The organism is Streptomyces sp. NBC_00005 (assembly GCF_045160215.1).
Classification (GTDB): Bacteria; Actinomycetota; Actinomycetes; order Streptomycetales; family Streptomycetaceae; genus Streptomyces.
The window spans coordinates 9,814,427-9,840,045 of the sequence record NZ_CP108316.1 but is presented as its reverse complement, the minus strand read 5'-3'; the positions used below and the strand labels follow the sequence as shown (position 1 = coordinate 9,840,045).

The following is a 25,619-nucleotide window of genomic DNA, read 5'->3' as shown; positions in this document are numbered from 1 at the left end:
GGGGTCAGCGCTGTGCGGGTCCTGACAACCGGTGCAGTCGCAGGGCGAGTTGGATCTCCAGGGCGCGCGCGGGGCTCTGCCAGTCGTCGCCGAGGAGGCGGCCGACACGCTCCAGGCGCTGTGCCACGGTGTTGACGTGGACGTGCAGTTCGTCCTTGGTACGGGCCGGGCTCATGCCGCAGATGAAGTAGGCGTCGAGGGTGCGTACGAGGTCGGTGCCGCGGCGTTCGTCGTAGGCGACGACCTGGCCGATCGTACGGTCGACGAAGCCGGCGATGTCCCGGTCCCCGGCAAGCAGCAGGCCGAGGAAGCCGAAGTCCTCCGCCGCGGCCCCGTCGCCGGAGCGGCCGAGCAGGCGCAGGGCGTCCAGGCAGCGACGGCCCTCCTCGTAGGCGGCGGCCACCGCGTCGGGGTGAGCTGCGAGATCTTGGACCCGGGCGGAGGCACCGACGGTGACCGCCTCGTGAACCGCCGTGCTGAGGTGGCGTGCGGTGCGGCGGGCGACGTCGGTGGCGGCGTCGTCGGGGGCCAGGGGAAGCAGCAGGACGGTGCCGCCGTCGCGCGCGGAGGCCAGGCCGTGCCGGGTCGCGGCGAGGTGCGAGGCGGCGGACCACAGGCGGCGGCGGGCGGCCGCCTCCTGGTCTGCGTCGGGGGCGGTACCGTCGAGTCGGGCGGCGAGCACGACGTGGGAGGCGTCGAGGTCGGCGTGCAGCCGGGAAGCGCGCTCGCGCAGCAGGCGCGGATCGCGGTCGCGGGCGTCGAGCAGGTCGTCGAGGAGTTCGCCGCGGACACGCTGTTCGGCCTCGGCGGCCGAGCGTCTGGCGAGCAGCAGCAGCGAGGTGACCATCGCGGCCCGTTCCAGGGTGAGTTGGTCGACCGGGTCGAGGCCGGGGTGGCCGCGCAGGACGAGCGCACCGAGCAGTTCGCCGCCTGCCGCGACGGCGGCGATCCAGTCCTCCTCGTGGCGCACCGCGTGACCGTCGGCGCGGGACGCCTCGAGTGCCGCTGCGGGAGCGGTGGTCGCCTCGGTGAACTCGACCGTACCGTCGAGGACTTGGGAGACGGCCGCGGCCACGTCGTGGACCCCGCCGCCGCGCAGCACGAGCTCCGCGAGGCGGTCGTGGACGTCGGAGGCGCGCTCGATGACGCCGCTGCGGTCGCGGATGATCTCGTTGGCCCGCTCCAGGCCCGCAAGGGCCGAGCGGGTCTCGGTGAGGAGGTTGGCGGTGTCGATGGCGGCCGCGGCCAGTGCGGCGAACGACCCGAGCAGCGCGATCTGCTCCCGTTCGAAGACCCGGGCGCGCCGGTCGGCCGCGAAGAGGACCCCGATGACGTGGTGCCCCAGCATCAGGGGCACGCCGAGGATGGCGACCAGCCCCTCGTCCCGCACGCCGGAGTCGATGGCGTGCGTGTGCTGGAAACGGTCGTCCTTGAAGTAGTCGTCGGTGACGTACGGGCGGGCGGTCTGGGCGACGAGGCCGCCGAGCCCCTCCCCCATGCCGAGCCGCAACTGCTGGAAGCGGGCGGCGACCGAGCCCTCGGTCACCCGCATGTAGGTGTCACCGCGGGCCGGGTCGTTCAGGCTCAGGTAGGCGACGTCCGTGCCGAGCAGCGACCGGGCGCGCTGCACGATCGCCTGCAGTACGGCGTCCAGGTCCCGCAGGCCCGCCAGGTCGTGGGCCGTCTCGAAGAGCGCGGACAGCTCGGCCTCCCGGCGGCGCCGCCCCTCCAGCTCCGCGCGCACGCGCAGCGCGAGCAGCTTGGCGTGCTCGAGCGCGGTGATCGTCTCGGCCGGCCGTCCCTCGGCGCGGGCCAGCAGCACCGGCTGCTCGTAGGCGTCGACGGACGCGCCCCGGGCCAGCAGCTCCAGGAACGGCGACTCGGCGCCGGTGAGCGTCGGCCCTGGGGCTTCGGCGTCGGAGCGCTCGGCGGACTGCAGGTGATCGCGGGACATGCTCACAGGATTCCCCATTGCACGGCCGCCCCGTCAGCCCTGTGGACAACTCGTCGTGGCACGGGTACCGGCCCGCTCAGTGGGCGGTCCAGCCGCCGTCGAGGACGAGTGAGGTGCCGGTCACGAAGGAGGCCTGCGGGCCGCACAGGTAGGCCACGGCCTCGGCGACCTCCTCCGGTTCGATGAGCCTTTTGACGGCGCTGTCCTGCAGCAGCACCTCCGTCAGGACGCGCTCCTCGGGGATGCCGTGTGCCTGCGCCTGGTCGACGAGCTGCTTCTCGACCAAGGGAGTGCGCACATACGCGGGGTTCACACAGTTCGAGGTGACGCCGTGGGGGGCGCCTTCGAGGGCGGCGGTCTTGGAGAGTCCCTCCAGGCCGTGTTTGGCGGCCACATAGGCCGACTTGTAGGCCGAGGCGCGCAGACCATGGACGGAGGACACATTGACGATGCGGCCCCACCCCTGGCCGTACATGTGCGGCAGGGCACCGCGGATGAGCCGGAACGGTGCCTCCAGCATCACGGTGAGCACGGTGTGGAAGACCTCGGGCGGGAACTCCTCGATGGGGCGCACCAGTTGCAGCCCGGCGTTGTTGACCAGGACGTCGGTGCCCGCGGCGGCGAGTTCGGCGGCCTCGAGGTCGGTGAGGTCGAGGACGTGCGGTTCGACGGTGCCCGCGAGACCCCGGGCCTGCTCGGCAAGGACCTCCAGGCCCGCCCCGTCCCGGTCCACCGCTCTCACCTTGGCCCCGGCGGCCGCGAGGCGCAGCGCACAGGCGCGGCCGATGCCACCGGCGGCGCCGGTGACGAGGGCGGTGCGGCCGCCGAGGTCGAGGGAGGGGGCGTGCGGAGCCGGGAGGGCGTTGGGCGGGGTCATGTGCCGACCCTAGGCACACCCCTTCACTCCCCACATGTGGTCATCACCCACACTTCATGCCGGACTCGTGGGCTCGAACCATGTGGGTTCATCCGACAGCGCCTGCTTGATCCGGAAGTGGTGGTACTCGCTCATGGTGGGCAGGGCATCCAGCGCGAACCAGCCGACCTCCAGCGACTCGTCGTCGTTCACCCGGGCCTCGCCGCCCACGGCCCGCGCGCGGAAACAGAGGTCCATGAACTGGCAGACATCGCCGTTGGGGTAGGTGACCTGCTTCCCGGACCGCACCGCGACCATGCGTTCGACGACGCACTGGACGCCTGTCTCCTCGTACACCTCCCGCACGATGGCGGCCGCGGGCTGTTCGCCGGGGTCCGGGATGCCGGAGATCAACGCCCACTTGTGGTTGTCCGCGCGCTGCCCCAGCAGGACCCGGCCCTCCTCGTCGAAGACGACGGCGCTGACGCCGGGGAGCCAGAGCAGCTGGTGGCCCGCGGAGGCCCGGATCTCACGGATGAAGTCAGGAGTACCCATACGTCCGACCCTAAAGGGCCCGCACTTGCGGCTCCGGGGCAGGCCATGGGTCGCCCGCCCGGCGTGCGGCTACACGTCCCGGGCGCGCCGCCCGCGCACCCCGGCGCCGATCGCCCAGCCGAGCCCGCCCGCGGCGACCAGCACCAGGGCGATCTCCGGCAGGATGCCCAGCCGGGTGGCGGGCGTCTCGGACGACCGCAGCGGCACCTTCTGGACCAGGTATGCCGGGACGAACATGCCGGTCTTCTGGGTGATCTTCCCGTCGGGCATGATGATCGCGCTGACGCCGCTGGTGACCGGCACCGTGACGGTCCGGCTGTGCTCGACGGCGCGGACACGGGACATGGCGAGCTGCTGGTAGGTCATCTCGCTACGGTCGAAGGTCGCGTTGTTGCTCGGTACGGAGATCATCTGCGCGCCGTCGGTGACCTCGGAGCGCACGGCCCAGTCGAAGGCGGCCTCGTAGCAGGTGACCAGGCCGACCTTGGCGTGGTCCATGGTGAACACGCCCGGCTTGGTGCCCCGGCTGAAGTCCTGGCGGACCATCGACGTCCAGTTGCTGTTGATGGCGCCGATGAGCGAGCGCAGCGGGAGATACTCGCCGAAGGGCTGGACCTGCCGCTTGTCGTAGGTGTCGGTGGGCCCCTTCTTGGGGTCCCACAGGATCTGCTCGTTCCAGAGCTTGCCGTCCCGCTCGACGACGCCGCCGACCGAGATGGGCACACCGATCGCCTTGGCGGCGCTGTCGATGACGGCGTAGGCGTCGGCGTTGGCGAAGGGGTCGACGTCGGAGGAGTTCTCCGGCCACAGCACGAAGTCGGGCTTGGCGACCTTGCCCGCCTTGACGTCGGCGGCCAGGCGCTTCGTCTCGCGCACGTGGTAGTCGAGCACGGCCCGCCGCTGGGCATTGAACTCCAGCCCGGAGCGGGGCACGTTGCCCTGGATGACCGCGACGGTCGCATAGCCGTCCTCGGCCTTGTCGCTCACCAGCGAACGGGCGGCCACCGCGCCCACCACCGGCACGGCCACGCTCAGCAGGGCCACGGCCGCGGCCGAGCGCCGGACGTCCCGGGTGCGCCGCGCGTCCAGGGCCAGGCGTACGACCTCGTACAGGCCGAAGCCGCACAGGACGACCGCGAAGCCGAGCACCGGGGTGCCGCCCACCGCGGCCAGCGGCAGGAAGACACCCTCGGCCTGACCGAAGGCGACCTTGCCCCAGGGGAAGCCGTGGAACGGCACGCGCGCGCGTGCGGCCTCGCCGGCGATCCACACCGCGGCCGCCCATACCGGCCACGCGGGCAGCTTCGACACCGCGGCAATGCCCGCGCCGACCAACGCGATGAAGATCGCCTCGATCGCCACCAGCGCGAGCCAGGGTCCGGAGCCGACCTCCACGCCGGTCCACACCAGCAGCGGCAGCAGGAAGCCGAGGCCGAAGAGGTAGCCGAGACCGAGTCCCGCCTTCCAGCTGCGGCCGCGCAGTACCCAGCCGAAGGCGGCGAAGGCCGGCAGGGCCAGCCACCACACGATGCGCGGCGGGAAACTGACGTAGAGCAGCACTCCGGAGAGTGCGGCGGCGAGGGCCGGAACGAAGCGTACGAGGCGCGCGGCACGCGATGCGGGCGCGCTCGGCGGCTGCAACTGGTCCGACTCGTCCACGGAGGTTGCGGTGACGGTCACTCCGGGAGTGTACGGCGGGTGACCTTGACGCCGACAGCTCGGTCCGCCTGGCAGCACGGGGCGCTGCCCACCGCAGCCGCCGCATCGTTCCTGCGTAACTCGGCCCAACTCATCCACAAAACGTCCATCAGCAGTTACGGTGTGCCCAGTCTTGGTCGTCCGGCACTTCAGGAGCCGGAGGCCGGGGTCGTACGAGGTCGGGGGGCTTCGGTCGGGTTCGGGGGGCGGGGTGGGTTCCACAGGGATGACGTCTGATGCCGGTCCTGGGGAGGACGGCGAGAGACGAAACGTTTCTGACGCGGCGGGTGTGGTGGTGCTCGGGGCTTGTGCCACCTGGTCGCTGATCACGGCGGCCGTGCACGACGGCCGTCCGGAGGGTGTGCTGCTCGCGGTGCTGGCCCTGGCCGCCGGCTATGCCGCGGGGCGGATCTGCGGGGCGCTGCTGCCGGTGGCCGCGCCGTGTGCCGGGGCGCTGGCCGGACTCGGCCTGGCGGTGGCTGTTCCGCACCTCGCCCCGGGGCCCCAGATCGTCGCGCCGCTCGGACACGCAGGTGCCACCGCCGCACTGCTGACCCTGTGCGCCGGCGCGGCGTGCTGCGCGGCCTGGGCCACCGACGCGCCGACCAGACGGTTCGCCATGGGTGCGCTGGCGGTCGGCATCACGGTGACCGCGGCCGTCCTCGGCTCGACAAGCGGGTTCGTGACCTGCGCCGCCGTACTGCTGTGCTCCGTCGCCGCCGGCCGTATGCGCAGCCGCGGCCTGGGCATCGCCGGCCTCGCCCTGTCCGCGGCCCTGGTGACCGGCCTGACCTGGGCCATCGCCGGGAAAGCCCTGCCCGCCGGGCTCACCGAGTCGCTGGAAGGCCAGCTCACCCCGCACAGGATCCAGCTGTGGCAGGACGCCCTGCATCTGGCCCACCGCAATGCCGCCCTGGGCGTGGGCCCGGAGCGTTTCGGTGAACTGAGCAGCACGGCGACCAGCACCCTGCTCTCCGACGACAAACCGCACTCGGCACTGCTGCAGCAGGCGGCGGAACAGGGCGTCGTCGGCGTCGTCCTGCTGGGCTCGTCCTTCTGTTGGGTGCTGCACGCACTGTGGCGCTCTCCGCGCCCCACTCCGGTCGTACTGACCGCGGGAGCGGCCCTGACGGCGCTCGCGGCGATCGCCTCGGTCGGCAACGCGCTGAGCTTCACCGCCGTGTCGGTCGGTGCGGGCCTTCTCGCGGGCCTGGCCACGGCCCGGCCGATCGCCGACGAGTCACCGCAGGAGGAGATGGACGAACGCGCGCGCGGTGACCGGCTGACGCCGTGACGGGACTGCTCAGTGCAGCGAGCCGGTCGTGCCCGGCCGCAGGCGGTCCTTGATGACCCGGACGGCGGCCTCGGCGTTGTCCACGGTGATCGTGAACGTATGGCCGTCCCACAGGCGCAGGACGACGCCCTCGCCGCGCCGCACGACGACCGCGGTGCCCTTCTCGGGCCGCCAGCGGTAGCCCCAGCCGCCCCACTGGCGCGGGGTGACGTGCGCCTCGAACTCGGCGCCGGCGACATGCGAGAGGGGGATGCGACGCCGCGGGACACCGATGTGGCCGCAGCGCACCTCGAGGCACTCCTTGTCGAGCTTCAGATCGACATGGAGGAAGGCGAGCGTGCCGAGGATGACCAGCAGCCCTGCGGCGATGCAGCCGACGACGGCCATGACCAGCGGGGCGATGCCCGACGTCCAGGCGGAGTCGACGGCCAGCTCGATGCCGAGCGCCATGACGGCCGCACCGGCGACTGCCGGCAGCCACTGGATGCGCTTGGTGGCGCGTCCGGTCCAGACATCGGGGTACTGGGCGTTCTCGCCGTGGGGGTGGTCCCTCATGCCTACGAGATTACTCAGGTTTCACTGTGCGGGCACCGAGTCGCGGAGAGTGACTTCGCCGATCGGGGCCGACATGGACCGCAGGGGTCCGCTTCGTCGCTTTCAGTCACCGTGCCGGGCTGACCGCCTGGAGCAGCCTGCCTTCCGCGTAGGCCAGCGCGGGCGCCAGGAGTGCGCCCTCGCGTCCGCTCAGCAGCACCGTCAGGGTTCCGGTGGCCGGTGCCTCGGGGGCGGGCTGCTCGCCGATGCGGCGCAGCGCCTGGGTGGCGACGGCGCCTGCGGAGACATGCAGGGCGAGCGGTGGGACGCCGGGCTGCTGCACGGCGGCGCGGATGCGCTCGGCGACAAGTTCGTAGTGGGTACAGCCCAGGACGACGGTCGTTACATCGTCGGGTGTCAGCGCGGCGGCCGCGGCGACGGTGGCATCGATGGCTGCCTCGTCGGCGTGTTCCACCGCTTCGGCGAGCCCGTGGCACGGCACCTCGGTGACCGCGACGCCGCCGGCGAACTCTGCGATGAGGTTGCGCTGGTAGGGACTACCGGTGGTGGCGGGTGTCGCCCAGATCGCGAGGGGGCCGCCGCCGGCCGCGGCCGGCTTGATCGCCGGGACCGTGCCGATGACCGGCAGACCAGGTTCGAGGCGGGCGCGCAGGGCGGGCAGAGCGTGCACGGTCGCCGTGTTGCAGCCGACGATCAGGGCGTCGGGCCGGTGCGCGGCGGCCGCCTCCGCGACGGCCAGGGCGCGCTGGGTCAGGTCCTCGGGAGTCCTGGGGCCCCAGGGCATGCCGTCGGGATCCAGGGAGAGCACGAGATCCGCGTCGGGTCGAAGACGCCGTACCGCCGCGGTGGCCGCCAGCAAACCGATTCCGGAGTCCATGAGCGCGATCTTCACCCGGCCACGATAGACGATGGGCCCTTGCGGGCCGGTCGGGTGGGGCAGACTGCGCGGGTGAGCGCCATCGCGTGGATCGCCGCCGTTTCACTCGCCGCCTGGCTGTGGCTGCTGCTCTGTCAGGGCTTCTTCTGGCGTACGGACGTCAGACTGCCGCCCCGCGAGGACCCCGACAACTGGCCGTCGGTCTGCGTCGTCGTCCCCGCGCGTGACGAGGCCGCCGTACTGCCCGCGAGCCTGCCGTCCCTGCTCGCGCAGGAGTATCCGGGCCGGGCGGAGATCTTCCTCGTGGACGACGGCAGCTCGGACAGCACCGGGGAGCTGGCCCGCGCACTGGCGGACACACACGGCGGACTTCCCCTGACCGTCGACTCCCCCGGCGAACCGCCCGCCGGCTGGACGGGCAAGCTGTGGGCCGTACGGCACGGCATCGGCCTGGCACGCGCGCGTGGCCCCGAATATCTGCTGCTGACGGACGCGGACATCGCGCACGCGCCGGACAGCCTGCGGGAGTTGGTCGCCGCCGCACGCGGCGGCGGCTTCGACGTCGTCTCGCAGATGGCCCGGCTGCGGGTGGAGAGCCTGTGGGAACGGCTCGTCGTGCCGGCCTTCGTCTATTTCTTCGCGCAGCTGTACCCGTTTCGCCGGATCGGCAGGAAGGACGCGCGGACGGCGGCCGCGGCGGGCGGCTGCGTGCTGCTGCGCGCCGAGGCCGCCGAGCGGGCGCGGATCCCTGACTCCATCCGGCACGCCGTCATCGACGACGTGGCGCTCGCGCGCGCGGTCAAGTGCAGCGGCGGTCGCATCTGGCTGGGGCTGGCCGAACGGGTGGACAGCGTGCGGCCCTATCCGCGGCTGCACGACCTGTGGCGGATGGTGTCACGCAGCGCGTACGCGCAGTTGCGGCACAATCCGCTGCTGCTGTTCGGGACGGTCGTAGGGCTGGCCCTGGTGTATCTGGTGCCGCCCGTGGTCCTGGTCGTGGGTCTGGCCACGGGGGACACGGCGGCCGCGGTCGGCAGCGGTCTCGCGTGGCTGGTGATGACGGGGACGTATGTTCCGATGCTCCGCTACTACCGGCAGCCGTTGTGGCTCGCTCCGCTGTTGCCGTTCACCGCGTTCCTCTATCTCCTGATGACGGTCGATTCCGCGGTGCAGCACTACAGGGGACGTGGTGGGGCCTGGAAGGGCCGCACCTACGCACGCCCGGACGCCGTCGCGGACGAGCACCCTCTCTAGAGCGCTCACTTCTTGCCGGGAGTCCAGTTCATGCCCCACCCGTAGGCGTAGTCGATGGTCCGCTGGGGGCTCACCCCGCGTTCGGGCACCAGGTAGCGGACCTCGCGCTGGACGACCAGGTCACTGCCCGTGTTGGTGATCAGGGCGAGGGCGCACACCGTCGAGGGGACCGTGCACTCGTCGAGCGAGAAGTCGATCGCGGCGCCGTACTGGGGCTGGAGGGTGACAGTGGCGTGCAGGTCGGCGAAGGACCGCGCGCCTTCGTAGATGGTCACGAAGACGAGGATCCGCCGGAAGTTCTGCGTGTGGTCGAGGTTGACGGTGAGGTTCTCGCCGCTGTCGACGGCGCCGGTGCGGTCGTCGCCGTCGAGGTGGATGTACGGCGGCCGGTTCAGGGCGCCGAAGGCGTTGCCGAGGGCCTGTACGACGCCCTTGCTTCCGTCGGTGAGTTCGTACAGGGCACACAGGTCGAGGTCGAGGTCCGCGTGCATGGCGACCGCGCGGCCGCGTTTGCTGCCCCAGCCCGAGAACTGCTTGCGCACCTGCCAGTTGAGGTTCACGCGCATGGCTCCCGAGGTGCCGCCCTGCTTGGCCAGCGAGACCGCGGGGGCCGCCTTGGTGAGCGTCACCTTGGTCAGGCGGACCGGTTGCGCGGGGGGTGCCGGCGGCGGGGGCGGCTGCACGGCGGCCGGGGGCGCCACCGGCGGCGGCATGGTCACCGGAGGGGCGACGGGCGGGGGCATGGTCACCGGCGGTGCGGGCGGGGGCGGCGGCGCGGGGGCGGGGGGTGCGGTGCTTTGCGGTTCGTCCACCGTGATGCCGAAATCGGTTGCCAGGCCCTTGAGTCCGCTGCCGTAGCCCTGGCCGACGGCGCGGAACTTCCAGGCGCCCTGGCGGCGGTAGAACTCACCGAGCACGAAAGCGGTTTCGACGCTCGCGCCCGTGCTGTCGAAGCGGGCCACCACCGTGCCCTGGGCTGCGTCGCGGACCTCGATGTAGAGGTCGGGGACCTGTCCGAACGTGCCGCCGTCCGAGGAGGCGGCGAGGACGACGGTCTCGATCGCGGGCTCCACGCGCGCGAGGTCGACCAGGAGACTGTCGACGATGCGGCCGCCGGCGTCCCGCTTGCCCTCGTGCCGGACCGCGCCGGAGGAGTGCGCCGGCTGGTTGTAGAAGACGAAGTCGCCGTCGGAACGGACCTTGCCGCCCACGAGCAGAAGCGCCGACGCGTCCGCGTCGGGCACGCCGGGCCCGGAACGCCAGCCCAATTCCACCCGCAGTGCCGTCGTCGGCACCGGCGTATTCGACCCTTTCGGCATTGACATGTCTGCCCCCATCACGTGTCACCGCGCCTGTCCGCGCAACCCTTCGGCTTCTCCACCCGCACAACCTATTCCCCACAACAGTGAACTCCCATGGGGAGCACACAGGGACCGGCGGCCAACCCGCCGGTAACCCGCCCGGAACTTGGCCTTTACCGGATCAGCACCTCGTTCGACGCCCTTTTTTGACAAGTTCGCTCGCATTGGGGATCCCGCGTCACTGGCGACACTGAAAACAACCCTCTTATCGGTCTCCCCAACTAGCACATCGAGGGCTTAACTTATGTGCCATGACCTCCCCCCGCTCCACCTTCGGCGGCGGTTACTACTCCGCCTTCCCGGACACCCCGATCTACGACAGGCTCGTCGCCGAGCGGGGCACCCCGCAGATCGCTCCGATCCGGGTCCCCGCCGCGTACGACGCGCCGGGCAGCTATCTGCCGGCCCTGCCCTCGGCACTCCCCGCCCTTCCGGCGGGCCCCTCCCAGTCCTACGGCTATCCGCAGGCGCAGCAGCCGGCTCCGCTGCAGCAGGCGCCCGCGGCGTACATCCCGCAGCAGGCCACGGCGGCGCGCGGTTATCCCGGTCCGCAGCAGCCGCAGCCACAACGGCCGATGGCAACCGGCATGGGCTACGAGGCCATGCGCCCCGCCGCTCCCCGGCCCGCGCCGGCTCCGTATCAGGACCCGTACAACAACCAGCAGCAGTACCGCGGCGGCTACTGAGCCGTCCTCCCTGGTTGTCACTGCCACCTGGCACGATGACCTCATGGGGAACGCTCTGCTGCAGTCGATTCACGTCCATCCGGTGAAGGCGTTCCGGGGCCTCGCGCCCCGGGAAGCCGTCGTGGAGCCCTGGGGGCTGGCCGGAGACCGGCGTTGGGCGCTGATCGACGACGGGGGAAAGGTCGTCACCCAGCGTCAGCAGCCGCGACTTGCCCTCGCCGCCGCCGAGCTCGTACCCGGCGGCGGCGTTCGGCTGTCCGCCCCGGGCATGGACCCGCTGACCGTTGCGGTTCCCCGGCCGGTCGGCACGGTGCCGGTGGAGATCTTCCGCGACAAGGTGGAGGGGATCCTCGCCGAGGACGTGACCGCACACGCCTGGTGCAGCCACTATCTCGGCGCCGACGTGCGCCTCGTGCACATGGATGATCCGGCCACGCGCAGGCCCGTCGATCCGGAGTACGCGCGACCGGGCGAAACGGTCAGCTTCGCCGACGGCTACCCGCTGCTGCTCACCACGGCCGCCTCGCTCGACGCCCTCAACTCCCTGATCGCCCAAGGCGCTCACCCGGCCGAGGGGCCGCTGCCGATGAACCGGTTCCGGCCGAACGTGGTCGTGGCCGGCACCGCCGCCTGGGCCGAGGACGGCTGGTCGCGCGTCGCCGTCGGCGAAGTCACCTTCCGTGTCGCCAAGATGTGCGGGCGGTGCGTGGTGACCACCACCGACCAGGGCACCGCCGCGCGAGGCAAGGAGCCCCTCGCCTCGCTGGGACGCCACCGCCGCATCGGCGGCAAGCTGGTCTTCGGACAGAACCTGGTGCCGCTCTCCCCCGGCACCATCCGGGTCGGCGATCCGGTGACGGTCCTCGAGTAGAGGGCTTCGCGAGCGGCCCTCGAAGAAAGATCCGGACAACGCCCGTTGCGCGGGAACCGAGGCCGGGGGCCTGCGCGTTGAGTTTTCGTGAGAAGTTCATGAGAGGCCCAGGGAGCGGGTGATTTCGCTCTCTCTTTGACGGGGCCGGCACGTGAACGGCTCCGCGGGGGGTTATCACGGAGCCGGAAGGGGGTGCGGGGACGGTGCGAGCAATCGGCGGACTCTGGCGCTGGCGGCACAATCCGCTGCGGCGCACGAGCGATCTGATCGAGGCCTGGGTGGCTTTGGTGGCGCTGCTGCTGATCCTGGTCGTCACACCCGTGATCGGTTCCCTCGTCGCCGGCATCGCCGAGGACTCCCTGCAGCAGTCCGTCCGGGACCAGCGCGCGGCCCGCCACCCGGTGACGGCCACCGTGGTGCGCAAGTTGGACCGCTCCCCGCTGGACACCGACCCCGAGACCTCCTCGTCGCGGGACCTGCGCAGCCGCGTCGTCGCCGACTGGACCGCGCCGGACGGCTCCGCCCAGCACGGCACGGCCATGGCGAACCTCAAGTCCCCGCACCATGGCGACCACTTCAAGATATGGACGGACCAGCACGGCCGGATAGTGGCCCGGCCGCTGGATCCCGCGACGGCGACGACGCATGCGGTGCTCGCCGGGTTCGGTGCCGCCATGCTCACCGCGGGTGCCGTCGAGAGTGGCCGGCGGCTGATCGTCTGGCGCATGGTCCGCCGCCGGTACGCCCGTTGGGACCAGGCCTGGGACCGGGCGGGCCCGGACTGGGGCAGGACCGGCACCGGCAGCTGACGGCCTTCCGGCTCTGGTCAACCCACCACCCGCGCGCACGCTACGGTGGACCGGCCGATCCCTTCGGCATCAACCCGCGTATCACGAGGTGGGGGCACAAAAACACCATGGCACAGGGCACGGTCCAGGTGACGCACACCGGCACATCGCGGTGGCGACGCCGCACGGGTGAGTACGCATCGCTTGCCGCCGCCCTGGAGGCCGCCGCCGACGGCGACGTCCTCACCGTCGCGCCCGGTACGTATCGGGAAAACCTCGTCGTGCAGCGGTCGGTGACCCTGCGCGGGCCGGAGGGCTCCCCCGGTTCGGTGCGGATCGCGCCCGTGGACGGGGTGCCGCTGACCGTGCGCGCCTCGGCCGTGGTCCAGGACCTCCACGTGGAGGGGCAGGACGCCGCGGCGCCCGCCCTGCTCGTCGAGGAGGGCACGCCGGAGCTGCTGGACGTCCGGATCATCACCCGGTCCGCGGCCGGGATCGAGGTGCGCGGGGGCGCGCGTCCGACCGTGCGGCGGTGCACCGTCGACAATCCGGCCGGCATCGGTATCGCCGTACTCGACGGCGGGGGCGGAGTGTTCGAGGAGTGCGAGGTCGTGTCCGCCGGTCAGTCGGGGGTCGCGGTCCGCGGCGGTGCGCACCCGCGTCTGGAGCGTTGCCGGATCCATCACGCCTCGGGGGCGGGTCTGTCGGCGACCGGTGAGAACTCCGCCCTGGAGGCGGTGGGTTGTGAGGTGTACGAGGTCCGTGGCAGCGGGGTCCAGGTCACCGGCCGGGCCACCGCGCACCTCACGGACTGCGATGTGCACCGCACCACGGGGGACGGTGTCACGCTCGACACGGACGCGGTACTCACCCTGGCCGACTGCCGCATCCACGACATCCCGGAGAACGCGGTCGACCTGCGGTCGCGCTCGGTGCTCACCCTGACCCGGACGACGGTGCGTCAGTTCGGGCGCAACGGCCTGTCGGTGTGGGATCCGGGCACGCGCGTGGACGCCAACCAGTGCGAGATCTTCGACAGCACGGGCGACTACCCGGCGGTGTGGGTGAGCGACGGCGCCACGGTGGTGCTCGACTCCTGCCGGGTGCACGACGTGCCGGACGCGCTGTTCGTCCTCGACCGCGGCTCGCGCGCGGACGTCGTCGACAGCGACCTGTCCCAGGTGCGCAATACGGCCGTGTCGGTGAGCGACGGTGCGACCGCGCAGCTCGACGACTGCCGCATCCGGGACGCCGCGACGGGCGCCTGGTTCCGCGACCACGGCAGCGGCGGCACCCTCAACAGTTGCACCATCGACGGCACGCAGACCGGCGTGATCGTCACCAAGGGCGCCGATCCCACCATCGAGCGATGCACGGTCGACTCCCCCGCCGAAGCGGGTTTCTACGTGTCGGCGGGCGGGCGCGGCAGCTTCCTCAACTGCCGTGTGACGGGCAGCGGCGGCTATGGCTTCCATGTGATCGACGGCAGCCGTACGACGCTGAGGAAGTGCCGTACGGAGCGGTGCGCGCGCGGTGGGTACGAGTTCGCGGAAGCCGGCGACGCCGCGCCTGGCACGGGCCCCGTCGTCGAGGACTGCACCAGCGACGAGAGCGCGGGCCTCGGGTCGCCCGCCGCCCCGGAGCCCGCCGTACAGACGACCGGTCAGTCGCCCGGGCTGCTCGGCGCGATCCCCGGGCAGCGCACCACCGAACAGGAGCCCCTGCTCGCCGCCGCTCAACCCGAGCCGCCGACGCGGACGTCGAAGGCCGTGATGGGTGAACTCGACGCGCTGGTGGGCCTGGACAGCGTCAAGCGCGAGGTGCGGGCACTGACCGACATGATCGAGGTCGGCCGGCGTCGCCAGCAGGCGGGCCTCAAGGCGGCCTCGGTCAAACGGCATCTGGTCTTCACGGGCTCCCCCGGCACCGGCAAGACGACCGTGGCCCGGCTCTACGGCGAGATCCTCGCCTCGCTCGGCGTGCTGGAGAAGGGCCATCTCGTCGAGGTGTCCCGCGTCGATCTGGTCGGCGAGCACATCGGCTCGACGGCGATCCGCACCCAGGAGGCCTTCGACCGGGCGCGCGGCGGTGTGCTGTTCATCGACGAGGCGTACGCGCTGTCGCCGGAGGACTCGGGCCGGGACTTCGGCCGGGAGGCCATCGACACGCTGGTGAAGCTGATGGAGGACCACCGGGACGCGGTCGTGGTGATCGTCGCGGGCTACACGGCGGAGATGGAACGGTTCCTGTCGGTCAACCCCGGTGTGGCGTCCCGCTTCTCACGGACCATCACCTTCAGCGACTACGACCCCCAGGAGCTCCTGCGGATCGTCGAGCAGCAGGCCGACGAGCACGAGTACCGGCTGGCGCCGGGCACCGCGGAGGCCCTGCTGAAGTACTTCACGGCGATCCCCAAGGGCCCGGCGTTCGGCAACGGCCGGACCGCCCGCCAGACCTTCGAGGCGATGGTCGAGCGGCACGCGAGCAGGGTCGCCCACTTCGACGAACCGAGCACGGACGACCTGACTCTGCTCTTCGCCGAGGACCTTCCGGAATCCTCCTAGACCGGGCTGCCGCCCATCCCCGGACCCAGGCCACCGGTAGGGCAGCCACGGGCACCAGCAACAGGACGGCGGCCTGCGGCAGTTCGGGCGGGACGGCCCCCGGTTCCTACCCGGGGCGCGGGCCCGGCACTTCCCGGCGCAGACGGGCCAGTAGCCGTTCCCGCTCCTCGGCGAACGCCGGGTCGGCCTGGTAGTCGGAGTGACCCAGGATCGGGGCGGGCAGCGGGTGCTGGGCGGTGCGGCCGTAGGCGAGCGGGTCCTTCAGCGGGCCGCAGTCCACCTCGGGGCCGCAGTCGCCAGACAGGCGGACCGGGCCGCCAATGGGGTCGGTGAGCCGGTAGAGGTTGCGCCAGCAGTCGACATCGTGGTGCAGGGAGCTCAGGGCTGCGGGGCCGAAGTGGGCCGGGAACCAGCGGCCGTAGAGGCGCTCGAGCGGGGAGCCGTAGGTCAGCAGGGCGACCCGTTTACGGACGGACGGCGTCAGCTGCCAGGCCGCGGCGGCCGCGAGCACGCTGCCCTGGGAATGCCCGGAGATGACGAGACGGCCGCCCGTGGCGCGCGTCCAGGTCGCCATCCGCCAGGTCAGGTCGGGCACCGCGCGCTCGGCGTAGCAGGGCGGGGCGAAGGGATGGGCGGCGCGCGGCCAGAAGGTGCCGACGTCCCAGAGGATGCCGATGGTGCGACGGGCGGAGGCGTCCTTGTAGGCGCGCCGGCCCCAGGTGACGAACAGTATGAAGCCCAGTCCGATCAGCCAGGAGCCCAGGGCCTGGGCGGTCTCCGCCGCGCCCTGCACGAAGGTGGCGGCATGCCGGGCGGCCTCGCCGGGCGCCTCTTCGGTGATCTTCGCGCCGACGATGGCTCCGGCGCCCAGGATCAGGGTCGCGACGGCGGTGACGGCGACGACGAGGGCAGCGCGGTCGGTGAGCGTGGCCAGCGCGCGCGTGGTGGCGATGCGGCGGGTGCGCGCCGTGTCCTTGGGTTCGCCGGGGTAGTCGAGCTCGACGGTGCCCAGTTCGGTGCCGCGCAGGATCCAGGCCCGCCACCCGAGCCAACTGCAGAACACGACCAGGACGAGGAGCAGTACGGGGATCACGGACGACTGCCAGGTCAGCAGGACCGGCGGGCCGTCGATGGAGGTGCCGGTGCCGTCCAGCCAGTCCGACACCCGCTGGGAGACGCCGCCGGACATCACGCCGCCCAGGGCGCAGGCCAGCATCGCGACGGCGGGTCCGCCCCTGCCGCGCAGCACCGAGCGCGGGTCGGGGTGGGTGCGGTACAGCAGGTGGGCGACCACCGCGAGGACGATCACCAGCAACCCCTGGACCAGGGCGATGGCGCCGAAGGTGGTGCCGCCTCCGGCGAGCCGGCCGGCCGACTGCCACCCGGGGCGCTCCCAGCCTGCGTACACCGAGGCGAGCAGCAGCAGGAGGAGGGCGCCGAGCGGGAGGCGGCGTACGAGGTGCTCGTCGAGTTCTTGGTCGAGGCGGTTCTCGCTGCGTCCCCGGCGGCAGACCACCCACAGCACGACGGCGGCGGTCCCGGCGAGCGCCGCATAGAGCAGCCAGCCCAGCGTGTCGAGTACGGCGGGGCCGCCCGGTCTGCGGTCGAAGCGAGCCGCGGAGGCCGCGACCGCCGCGGCGACCGTCAGCAGGCCCGCCGCGGTGTGGGCGGCGCGCAGCCGGGCGACCAGCCGGCGGCCGTACCAGAAGCCGGGCCGGCCCAGGGCGGTGCGGCCGGTCTCCTCGTCCGGTTCGGGACCGCGGGACATCGGCTGCTCGGACTCGTACGCGCTCCAGGTGCGGTGGGAGAGGTACCAGAGCAGCCCGGTGAGCACGGCGGGCACCAGGGCCGCGACGGCGAGCCGGCGGCCGGGCCTGCTCCACCAGCCGTGGTCCGACACGTCGGGCGACAGGAAGCCCAGCCAGGAGTGCTGCTCGGCACACGCGCGCGTGCCCGCGCACTGCCAGGCCGCCAGGTCCAGGGCGACCTCGCAGGCGGCCGCGACCAGCAGCACCGTCAAAGTCAGCCCTACGAGCCGCACCAGCAGCCCGTAGAAACGCACCGTCCGCTTGCGGCCGCGTGCGGTGGGGCGCATCCAATGGGCGAGGTTGGCGACCATGAACGGCAGCAGCAACAGCCACAGGGCACGTGCGCTGTTGCCGGAGGTGAGGTTGCACCAGACGTACGCCTCCGGCACCGGTCTGCCGCGGTAGTCGTCGGGTCTGCTCTCCGCGTCGACGTCCTCGGCACGCCGGAAGACGGCCGCCGTGTCGTCGCCGGTGATCCGCACCGTGCGCGGATCGTTCAGCATCTCCTGGGGCGTGGTGCCGCCCACCCCGTGGACCAGGAGTTCCAGGGCGGTTCCGGATTCCCCGGGCCCCGGTGCGGGGCCGTCCGTCGAAGCATGTCGCTGCGCACGTTCCACTGTTCGCACTTCCCCCGTGACGCGCCGTCTCCTTGTGCCAGTGCGGGCACAAGGATCTCCCCTCCGGCGGGGGCGCACAGCCGTGGACACCGAATCTCCCCGATCCGAGTGACATGCGGGGATCGGATGAGGCATTGGTGGCATGCCCGCGTCGGGTGGGTGGCGCCCTGGGCACCCACCCGTGCAAGGATGGGACGTCCGTGCACCCGGGCCGGGGAGAATGTCCTTGTCGCAGTAGGTGCGCAGGGCGTGTCGGACTGCTTGAGGCGAAAGGACCGGAGCGTACGTGAGTGAGAATCAGAACCTCCTCGCGGAGCAGAGGCGCGCCCTGATCCTGGACGAGGTCCGGCGCCGGGGCGGGGTTCGCGTCAACGAGCTGACCCGCAAGCTCGGCGTGTCGGACATGACCGTGCGCCGCGATCTCGACGCGCTGGCCCGCCAGGGCGTCCTGGAGAAAGTGCACGGCGGCGCGGTGCCGGTCGTCGAGGCGAGCACGCACGAGCCGGGCTTCGAGGCCAAGTCGGGCCTGGAGCTGACGGCCAAGGAGGACATCGCGCGGTCCGCGGCGGAGCTGGTCGCGCCGGGGAGCGCGATCGCACTGTCGGGCGGTACGACGACGTACGCACTGGCGCACCAGCTGCTGGACGTGCCCGACCTCACGGTCGTCACCAACTCGGTCCGGGTGGCCGACGTCTTCCACGCGGCGCAGCGCACCTCCGGCCCGCGGCAGGGTGCGGCCACGGTCGTGCTGACCGGCGGGGTGCGCACGCCCTCCGACTCGCTGGTGGGGCCGGTGGCCGACCAGGCGATCGCGGCGCTCCACTTCGACGTGCTGTTCCTCGGGGTGCATGGCATATCGGTCGAGGCCGGCCTGTCGACGCCTAACCTCGCGGAGGCCGAGACCAACCGGCGCCTGGTGCAGTCGGCGCGGCGGGTCGTGGTGGTCGCCGACCACACCAAGTGGGGTGTGGTGGGCCTGAGTTCGTTCGCCGCGCTGGAGCAGATCGACACGCTGGTGACGGACGCGGGGCTGGCGGGCGACGCGCGTGAGGAGATCTCCGAGCATCTGCGTCGGCTGGTCGTGGCGGGCGAGCCGGAGAGCTGATCCCCTCCGGGCGGTGCAGACATCTGACGGAACGCCAGTTATCGTGACGCTGCCCGGTCAACCGCCCTTCTCCGCCAAGGGGGTTCACGTCCATGGCTCGCCGTCTGCGCCCCGTCGGGCTCGACTTCGTCGACACCGCGCCCGTACGTCTCGTCTTCGCGCGGGAGGTCTCCGCCGCCCCGGAGGCGGTGTTCCGTGCACTCGCCGAGGACGTGCCGGGCTGGGCCGAGTGGTTCACTGCAGTGAGGCTGGCCCGGCCGCTCGACGACGGAGCCCGGCGCGAGGTCCTGCTGACAGGCGGCACGCGCTTCGAGGAGACGGTGCTCGCGGCGAAGGAGGCGGAGGTGTACGCCTACCGTGCCGACGTGACCAACGCTCCTGGCATGCGGGCCCTGGTCGAGGAGTGGCGCCTCGTGGCAGCCGGCACCGGCACGCGCGTGCAGTGGACCTTCGCCGCTGACGGGACGGGCCCGTTCCGGCTCGTCCTCAAGGCGGCTCGGGCGGGCCTGGGGCGGGCCTTCCGGGACGCGGTGACCTCGCTGGACCGGCGGCTCGCGTCCTAGGGCCTCGGACGCCGGCGCTCAGTCGGGCCAGACGCCCGTTGCCAGCAGCGAGTGGATCGCCGCCGTGTACGGCTCGATGTCCAGGCCCTGTTCGGCCAGCCACGCGTCCGAGTAGTACTTGTCCAGATACCGGTCGCCCGGGTCGCACAGCAGCGTCACCACGCTGCCCCGGCGCCCCTCGGCCACCATCTCTGCGACGATCTTCAGCGCGCTCCACAGTCCGGTGCCCGTCGAGCCGCCCGCCTTGCGCCCGATGGTGCGCTCCAGCGCCCGTACGGCGGCGACGCTCGCCGCGTCGGGAACCTTCATCATCCGGTCGATGGCGCCGGGCACGAAGCTCGGTTCCATGCGGGGGCGGCCGATGCCCTCGATGCGTGAGCCGCAGTCGCACGTGACGTCCGGATCGCCGGTGGTCCAGCCCTCGAAGAAACAGGAGTTCTCGGGATCGGCCACACAGATGCGGGTGTCGCGCTGGGTGTAGTGGACGTAGCGCGCGAGGGTCGCGGAGGTGCCGCCGGTGCCGGCCGTCGCCACGATCCACGCGGGCTCCGGGAACCGCTCCAACTCCAGCTGGCGGAAGATGGATTCGGCGATGTTGTTGTTCCCGCGCCAGTCGGTGGCACGTTCCGCGTAGGTGAACTGGTCCATGTAGTGGCCGCCGGTCTCCACCGCCAGGCGGGCCGACTCCTCGTACATCCTGCGTGAGTCGTCCACGAAGTGGCACTGAGCGCCGTGGAACTCGATGAGGCGGCACTTCTCGGCGCTCGTCGTGCGCGGCATGACGGCGATGAAGGGCACGCCGATCAGTTTCGCGAAGTACGCCTCGGAGACGGCCGTCGAGCCGCTGGACGCCTCGATCACCGGGCGGCCGGGCCGGATCCAGCCGTTGCACAGTCCGTAGAGGAAGAGTGAGCGGGCGAGCCGGTGCTTGAGGCTGCCGGTGGGGTGGGTCGACTCGTCCTTCAGGTACAGATCGATCCCCCACTTCTCCGGCAGCGGGAACCGGAGCAGGTGCGTGTCGGCCGAGCGGTTGGCATCGGCCTGGACCTTGCGGACGGCCTCTTTCAGCCAGGCACGGTAGGCGGCGTCGCTGTGGTCGACGTCGAGGGTTTCGCCGGTCCGGGTCTGCTGGGGGGTGCTCACGACGGGGGCTCCTTACGCTGTGCGCCGACGGCGCGTCGCGCGGCCGACTCATCGATCATAGACACCTTCCGCACGCTTCTCACCTGCATAAACATCTCTTTGGGAACCTCAAAGAGCGACCTGGGGCAGCGGTGTACCAGGGTGTGGGGGCGCATTCGCGCGAGTGCTCCGGGCGCTCGGTCCGTGGGTGCCGTGCGTACTGGTGCTCGACGCCGGGTGCGGGCAGACTGCACCGAAACGGGGGCGCACACTGGAGCACGACAGGAGCTGGATCACGGCCCACGCAGGCGGCCGGTCCGGCGCACCGGACGCGTACAAGGGGGCGGGCGGCATGGCGGAGCCGGAGTTCACGGCGACGGGCGTGCGGATAGGGAAACGGCTGCGTTCGCTCACCCGGGCCGGGCAGGTCCGGATCAGCGACGGCAGGCTTGCGTTGCTCACCAGTTACGGCACCGAGATCGACAGCGCACCGGTGCAGGCGGTGCGCGCCTCCAAGCCCTGGTTCGCGGCGGACGACCGGGCGCTGGCGGACCTCAACGGCAAGCGGTACCTGCTGACTCTGGGCGATCACGACCCCGCACCGGGCGAGCCCGGGCCGCCCGCGGCACGCCGGTTCATCGAGGCCGTACGGAAAGCGGCGGGGCGCGGCGGCTGACAGATCCCGCAGGACAGCGGGGCGAGCTGCACCCCGCGGTCGACGGAGCCGACCGCGAGTTGCGGTACCGCGCCCCCTGAGTCACGCTGTTCTCACGTCACTCTGGGTTTACCGGCGATAACGCTGCGAACCAGCCGCCGGGCACGACGGCAGGTGGCCGTGTTCGTCAGCCACTCTGCCGGATCCGTCTTCCGTGTTCTTCCGGACCTCTTCAGTCGGGGAGTCGCAGCCGTGATCACTCACCCAAGCAGGCACTGCACGGTGGAGCTCCAAGCCCTGCCGTCGCGGATCGGCCAGGTCCGCAGAATCGTCTCTGCGCAGTTGCGCTACTGGCATATGGACTCCCTCATCGACCGGGCCGCGCTCGGCGTGACGGAGCTCCTGACCAACGTCCACCTGCACGCCCAGCCCGACAAGCTGTGCACCGTGGAGATAGAACTGCTGCTCGACCGGCTCACGGTCTCCGTGCACGACCACGACCCCCGGCTGCCCGAGGTGCGGGACGTGGAGCCTTCCGACACCACCGGGCGCGGGCTCGCCATGGTGGCCGCGGTGAGCGAGAGCTGGGGAGTGCGTCCGGACGGCGAGTCGGGCAAGGTCGTCTGGTTCACGCTGCCCACCGCTCCGGCTCCGGTCGCGGCGCCGGCCCGCCCTCCACGCCGTACGGCCGACAAGCCGGTCCACCGCTTCGCGGAGGTCGAGCACGCGGTCGACGGGCTCAGGTCCGCACACGCTCCCGCCCGGTCGGCCGTTGCCGGCTGACCGGGCGGTGACCTCCTCCCCGGTGTCTCACTCGGTGGCGATGGCGCGCAGCACGTCCAGGCGGGCCGCCCGCCGGGCCGGGCGCAGGCCCGCGAGGGCTCCGGCCGCGAGACCCACCAGGGCCACGATCACGAGTTGCACGGGCGGGATCGCGAAGGCGAAGGCGCTGTCGCTGGCGCCGTCCGAGGCCTTGACCAGCACCCAGCCGAGGAAGGCGCCGAGGCCGAGCCCGCCGACCGTGCCGAAGGCGGCGACGAGGACCGACTCCCAGCGGACCATGGCCCGCAGCTGGGAACGGGTCTGACCGACGGCCCTGAGCAGGCCCAGTTCGCGGGTGCGTTCGTGGATCGCCAGGGTCAGGGTGTTGGCGATGCCCAGGAGCGCGATGAGGACCGCGAGGGCGAGCAGGGCGTAGACGAGGGTCAGCATCATGTCGATGCCGCCGGCCGAGGACTGCGCGTAGTCGTCGCGGGTCTGCACCTCGGGGTTGCCGTACTGGGCCGCGACCTTGGTCACGGCCGCCTTGCCCGCGTCGGTGCTCACGCCGTCCTTGAACGAGACGGCGATGAGAGTGTCGGAGTCCTGGATACGATGCGGGGCCCAGGCGGTGCGGGTGATGACGTAATCCCCGGCGAGTTCGGACTGGCCGTAGACCGCGCGGACCGTGAAGGTCTCCTTCTTGCCGTCGGTGAAGGCGAGTTGTGCCTTGTCGCCGGTGGCGAGGTGCTGCTTGTCGGCCTCCGTCCGGGTGATGGCGATGCCGTCGGCGCCGAGGTCGCGCAGGGAGCCCTGGACCTTGCCGAGGTCGAAGGTGCGCTCCAGGGCGACCGGGTCGGTGACGGTCAACGCCCGTCCCTTGCCGTCGACTTGGGCAACTCCTCGGCCGAGTCCTACGGCCGTGTCGACCTGGGGCAGCTGCTGGATCGCGCCGGCGAGCCGGGGGCTCAGGCCACTGCCGCCCGCGCCGAACGAGGGGGTGCTGACGGCTACGTCGCCGGCGAAGGACCGGGACACGGTCTGGTCCATGGTCGCCTTCAGCGAGGCGCCGAAGACGGTGAACAGCGAGACCACGGCCACGCCGATCATCAGGGCGCTCGCGGTGGCGGCCGTCCGCTTCGGGCTGCGCAGGGCGTTGCGCCGGGCGAGTGAGCCGGTGACGCCGCGCAGTCTGTCGAGGGGGCCGCCGAGGATCCGTACGGCCGTGGAGGAGGCGACCGGGCCGAGGACCACGAAGCTAACCAGGGCGACTACGGCGCCAAGTCCCGCGAGCCATATGGACGGTGAGACCAGGACGCCGGTGAGGGTCACCGCGACGGCGAGGGCGGCGAGGCCCAGGCCGGTGACGGCACGCAGGCGGGAGGCTCCGGAGGCGTCGACGGCCGTCTCGCGCAGTGCGGCCAGCGGAGCGGTACGACCGGCGCGGGCGGCCGGCAGGAGCGCGGAGCCCAGGCAGACCACGATGCCGACTGCGAGCGGCAGCACCATGGACAGGACGCTGATCACCAAGTTGCCGTCGGGGAAGGGGAATCCGATGGCCGGGAACAGCGCCTGCAGCCCGGCGGCGATACCGATGCCGCCCGCAAGACCGGCCGCCGAGGCGGTCACGGCGACGACAGTGGCCTCGACGAGGGTCGTCGCGGTGACCTGACGGCGGGAGGCGCCGAGGGCACGCAACAGGGCGTTCTCGCGGGTGCGTTGGGCGACGACGATCGCGAAGGTGTTGTGGATGGAGAAGGTCGCCACGAGCAGGGCGATGCCGGAGAAGACGAGCAGGAAGGTGGTGAAGATGCTCAGGAACTGGCTGGAGACCATGTCGGTGTTCTCCTGCGCCGACTCCTGACCGGTGATGGCCTCAACGCCCTTGGGCAGCACGGGAGTCAGCCGGTCGACGAGCTCCTTCTCACTGATGCCGGGCCCGGCCCGCACCTTGATGCTCGCCGCCTCGCCGGGCCTGGCCGTGAGGTACTTCTCGGCGTCGGCGCGGGTCATGCCGGTGAAGGTCACCTGCGCCATGCCGTCCTCGCCGCCGAAGGTCGCCAGGCCGACGATGGTCACCTTGACCGGGTCGGGTGTACGCAGCATGGTCGTGTCGCCGATCTTCAGGTCGCCCTTGTCGGCGGCGCCGCGGTTGACCACGACCTCGCCGGACTTCTGCGGGGCGCGGCCCCCGGCGAGCCGGTACGGGTTGAGCTCGGAGTCGGTGATCCAGTTGCCCGCGAGGGTGGGCGGGCCCTGGCCGCCGATGGGCTTGCCGTTCTTGCCGACGAGCTGTCCGGCGCCCTCGATGTCGGGCGCGGCGGTGGCGACGCCCGGCACCTTCTCCAGGGTGCCGACCAGGGCCGTGTCGACGGGCCGGCGCACGCCCTCGCTCTCGCCGGGCGTGGTGATGGCGTCGGCGCTGCGCACCACGGCACCCGTGCCGCTGGTCGCGTTGCCGAACATCGAGTCGAAGCTGGCGCGCAGGGTGTCGCCCATGACCAGGGTGCCGGCCAGGAAGGCCACGCCGAGGAACACGGCGAGGAAGGTGCCGGCGAAGCGCCGCTTGTGGGCACGCAGGGAGGACACGCTCAGGCGCACGGCGGCGTTCATGACGGCACCTCGAAGGCTTTCAAGCGGTCCAGGACCCGGTCGGCGGTCGGGGAATCCATGCGGTCGACCAGGCGTCCGTCGGCGAGGAAGACGACCTCGTCGGCGTGCGCGGCGGCGACCGGGTCGTGGGTGACCATGACGACGGTGCGGGCGGTCTGTCGCACGGCGCGGCCCAGCAGGCCGAGCACCTCCTCGCCGGAGCGCGAGTCGAGGTTGCCGGTCGGCTCGTCGGCGAAGACGACGTCCGGCTGCCCGGCGAACGCCCGGGCCACGGCGACGCGTTGCTGCTGACCGCCGGAGAGTTCGGAGGGACGGTGGTGGAGGCGGTCGCGCAGGCCGACGACGTCGACCAGCGCGTCGATCCACTCCAGATCCCCCTTGCCGCCGGCGAGGTCCAGGGGCAGCGTGATGTTCTCCGCGACGGTCAGCGTCGGCACCAGGTTGAACCCCTGGAAGACGAAGCCGACGCGGTCGCGGCGCAGGAGGGTGAGGCGGCGGTCGTCGAGACCGCCCAGGTCGGTGTCGCCGATGTAGGCGGCACCGGAGCTGAGTGTGTCGAGACCGGCCGCGCAGTGCATGAGCGTGGACTTGCCGGAGCCCGAGGGCCCCATGATCGCGGTGAAGCGGCTGACCGGGAAGTCGACGCTCACCCCGTCCAGGGCCCTCACCTCGGTGTCGCCACGGCCGTACACCTTCACGGCCTCGACGACCCGGGCGGCCGTCCGCAGGGCGGTCGTGGTGGTCACGCCGCACCGCCCTTCGTACGGCCGAACTGCTCGTCCAGCACGGACAGCCGACGCCAGTACTCGTCCTCGTCGATCTCGCCGGAGGCGAAGCGGCGGCCGAGCACTGCGAGAGGCGAGTCGCCGGTGGGGCGGCTGTCCTCCATGGCACGCCACGGGCCACGGCGGCCGCGCCACAGGGTGCGGCGCAGGACGGTCACGACGCCGATCACGACGGCTGCCCAGATCAGCGGGAAGAAGAGGATCCACGGGCCGGGTCCGCCGTGCCAGTCTGCGAAGGTCTGCATCTCGAGTCATCTCCTGAGTGGGTCGGGTGGTGAT

The 25,619-nt window shown here is 72.0% G+C and carries 22 protein-coding genes; 10 read left to right on the top strand and 12 right to left on the bottom strand.

Annotated elements, in window-relative coordinates; translation table 11 throughout:
• Positions 1-4 precede the first annotated feature (4 nt).
• The 4 genes from OG303_RS44880 to lnt all read right to left on the bottom strand — a co-directional run bounded on the left by OG303_RS44880 (position 5) and on the right by lnt (position 5,045).
• Positions 5-1,954 (bottom strand): helix-turn-helix domain-containing protein, encoded by a 1,950-nt coding sequence (locus tag OG303_RS44880; RefSeq protein ID WP_405875777.1) that lies wholly within the window; start codon positions 1,952-1,954, stop codon positions 5-7.
• A gap of 76 nt (positions 1,955-2,030) precedes the next feature.
• On the bottom strand, positions 2,031-2,831 hold the full coding sequence (locus OG303_RS44875) for a 3-hydroxybutyrate dehydrogenase (RefSeq protein WP_405875776.1): 801 nt from the start codon (positions 2,829-2,831) through the stop codon (positions 2,031-2,033).
• Positions 2,832-2,885: 54 nt separating this feature from the next.
• Positions 2,886-3,365 carry an NUDIX hydrolase gene (locus tag OG303_RS44870; RefSeq protein ID WP_405875775.1) on the bottom strand — a complete coding sequence of 160 codons (480 nt, stop codon included), beginning with the start codon at positions 3,363-3,365 and terminating at the stop codon, positions 2,886-2,888.
• Between the two features lie 69 nt (positions 3,366-3,434).
• Positions 3,435-5,045 carry an apolipoprotein N-acyltransferase gene (gene lnt, locus OG303_RS44865; protein WP_405875774.1) on the bottom strand — a complete coding sequence of 537 codons (1,611 nt, stop codon included), beginning with the start codon at positions 5,043-5,045 and terminating at the stop codon, positions 3,435-3,437.
• Positions 5,046-5,289: 244 nt separating this feature from the next.
• On the opposite strand from lnt, the gene OG303_RS44860 reads away from it, so the two are divergent.
• Entirely contained in the window at positions 5,290-6,357 is a 1,068-nt protein-coding gene (locus OG303_RS44860) for an O-antigen ligase family protein (RefSeq protein WP_405875772.1), read from the top strand.
• Between the two features lie 9 nt (positions 6,358-6,366).
• On the opposite strand, the gene OG303_RS44855 is transcribed toward OG303_RS44860, so the two are convergent.
• Both OG303_RS44855 and OG303_RS44850 read right to left on the bottom strand, forming a co-directional pair.
• On the bottom strand, positions 6,367-6,912 hold the full coding sequence (locus OG303_RS44855; protein ID WP_405875771.1) for a hypothetical protein: 546 nt from the start codon (positions 6,910-6,912) through the stop codon (positions 6,367-6,369).
• A 106-nt stretch (positions 6,913-7,018) separates the two neighbouring features.
• Positions 7,019-7,804 carry a glutamate racemase gene (locus OG303_RS44850; protein ID WP_405875769.1) on the bottom strand — a complete coding sequence of 262 codons (786 nt, stop codon included), beginning with the start codon at positions 7,802-7,804 and terminating at the stop codon, positions 7,019-7,021.
• Between the two features lie 57 nt (positions 7,805-7,861).
• Here OG303_RS44850 and OG303_RS44845 point away from each other — a divergent pair, with 57 nt between their 5' ends.
• Positions 7,862-9,043, top strand: coding sequence for a glycosyltransferase (locus tag OG303_RS44845; protein ID WP_405875768.1), 1,182 nt, complete (start codon positions 7,862-7,864; stop codon positions 9,041-9,043).
• A gap of 5 nt (positions 9,044-9,048) precedes the next feature.
• Here the strand turns inward: OG303_RS44845 and OG303_RS44840 are convergent, their stop codons facing one another.
• Complete coding sequence (locus OG303_RS44840; protein WP_405877788.1) at positions 9,049-10,362, bottom strand: TerD family protein; 1,314 nt, start codon at positions 10,360-10,362, stop codon at positions 9,049-9,051.
• Positions 10,363-10,655: 293 nt separating this feature from the next.
• On the opposite strand from OG303_RS44840, the gene OG303_RS44835 reads away from it, so the two are divergent.
• From OG303_RS44835 to OG303_RS44820, 4 genes are all read left to right on the top strand, one after another.
• Positions 10,656-11,090 (top strand): DUF6643 family protein, encoded by a 435-nt coding sequence (locus OG303_RS44835; protein ID WP_405875767.1) that lies wholly within the window; start codon positions 10,656-10,658, stop codon positions 11,088-11,090.
• A 43-nt stretch (positions 11,091-11,133) separates the two neighbouring features.
• Positions 11,134-11,961, top strand: a complete 828-nt coding sequence (locus OG303_RS44830) for an MOSC domain-containing protein (RefSeq protein ID WP_405875766.1) — start codon at positions 11,134-11,136, stop codon at positions 11,959-11,961.
• Between the two features lie 203 nt (positions 11,962-12,164).
• Positions 12,165-12,770, top strand: coding sequence for a hypothetical protein (locus tag OG303_RS44825; protein ID WP_405875765.1), 606 nt, complete (start codon positions 12,165-12,167; stop codon positions 12,768-12,770).
• A 107-nt stretch (positions 12,771-12,877) separates the two neighbouring features.
• On the top strand, positions 12,878-15,313 hold the full coding sequence (locus OG303_RS44820) for a right-handed parallel beta-helix repeat-containing protein (protein ID WP_405875764.1): 2,436 nt from the start codon (positions 12,878-12,880) through the stop codon (positions 15,311-15,313).
• A 106-nt stretch (positions 15,314-15,419) separates the two neighbouring features.
• Here OG303_RS44820 and OG303_RS44815 read toward each other — a convergent pair whose 3' ends face one another.
• Positions 15,420-17,738, bottom strand: coding sequence for a hypothetical protein (locus tag OG303_RS44815; protein WP_405875763.1), 2,319 nt, complete (start codon positions 17,736-17,738; stop codon positions 15,420-15,422).
• 286 nt (positions 17,739-18,024) lie between these two features.
• Here OG303_RS44815 and OG303_RS44810 point away from each other — a divergent pair, with 286 nt between their 5' ends.
• Both OG303_RS44810 and OG303_RS44805 read left to right on the top strand, forming a co-directional pair.
• A complete protein-coding gene (locus tag OG303_RS44810; RefSeq protein WP_405875762.1) occupies positions 18,025-18,843 on the top strand; it encodes a DeoR/GlpR family DNA-binding transcription regulator in 819 nt (272 codons plus the stop codon).
• Positions 18,844-18,935: 92 nt separating this feature from the next.
• Entirely contained in the window at positions 18,936-19,406 is a 471-nt protein-coding gene (locus OG303_RS44805) for an SRPBCC family protein (RefSeq protein WP_405875761.1), read from the top strand.
• An 18-nt stretch (positions 19,407-19,424) separates the two neighbouring features.
• Here OG303_RS44805 and OG303_RS44800 read toward each other — a convergent pair whose 3' ends face one another.
• Positions 19,425-20,549: a PLP-dependent cysteine synthase family protein gene (locus OG303_RS44800; RefSeq protein ID WP_405875760.1), complete on the bottom strand. Its 1,125-nt coding sequence runs from the start codon at positions 20,547-20,549 to the stop codon at positions 19,425-19,427.
• Positions 20,550-20,880: 331 nt separating this feature from the next.
• Here OG303_RS44800 and OG303_RS44795 point away from each other — a divergent pair, with 331 nt between their 5' ends.
• Together OG303_RS44795 and OG303_RS44790 are read left to right on the top strand one after the other, a co-directional pair.
• Positions 20,881-21,204, top strand: a complete 324-nt coding sequence (locus OG303_RS44795) for a hypothetical protein (RefSeq protein WP_405875758.1) — start codon at positions 20,881-20,883, stop codon at positions 21,202-21,204.
• 231 nt (positions 21,205-21,435) lie between these two features.
• Entirely contained in the window at positions 21,436-21,966 is a 531-nt protein-coding gene (locus tag OG303_RS44790) for an ATP-binding protein (RefSeq protein WP_405875757.1), read from the top strand.
• Positions 21,967-21,993: 27 nt separating this feature from the next.
• Here OG303_RS44790 and OG303_RS44785 read toward each other — a convergent pair whose 3' ends face one another.
• From OG303_RS44785 to OG303_RS44775, 3 genes are read right to left on the bottom strand one after another with little or no spacing between them, the layout of a single operon-like run.
• A complete protein-coding gene (locus tag OG303_RS44785) occupies positions 21,994-24,555 on the bottom strand; it encodes an ABC transporter permease (protein ID WP_405875755.1) in 2,562 nt (853 codons plus the stop codon).
• Complete coding sequence (locus tag OG303_RS44780; RefSeq protein ID WP_405875753.1) at positions 24,552-25,301, bottom strand: ABC transporter ATP-binding protein; 750 nt, start codon at positions 25,299-25,301, stop codon at positions 24,552-24,554. Before OG303_RS44780 ends, OG303_RS44785 begins: the two co-directional genes overlap by 4 nt.
• Positions 25,298-25,585, bottom strand: a complete 288-nt coding sequence (locus OG303_RS44775; RefSeq protein WP_405875751.1) for an SHOCT domain-containing protein — start codon at positions 25,583-25,585, stop codon at positions 25,298-25,300. Before OG303_RS44775 ends, OG303_RS44780 begins: the two co-directional genes overlap by 4 nt.
• Positions 25,586-25,619: the final 34 nt, after the last annotated feature.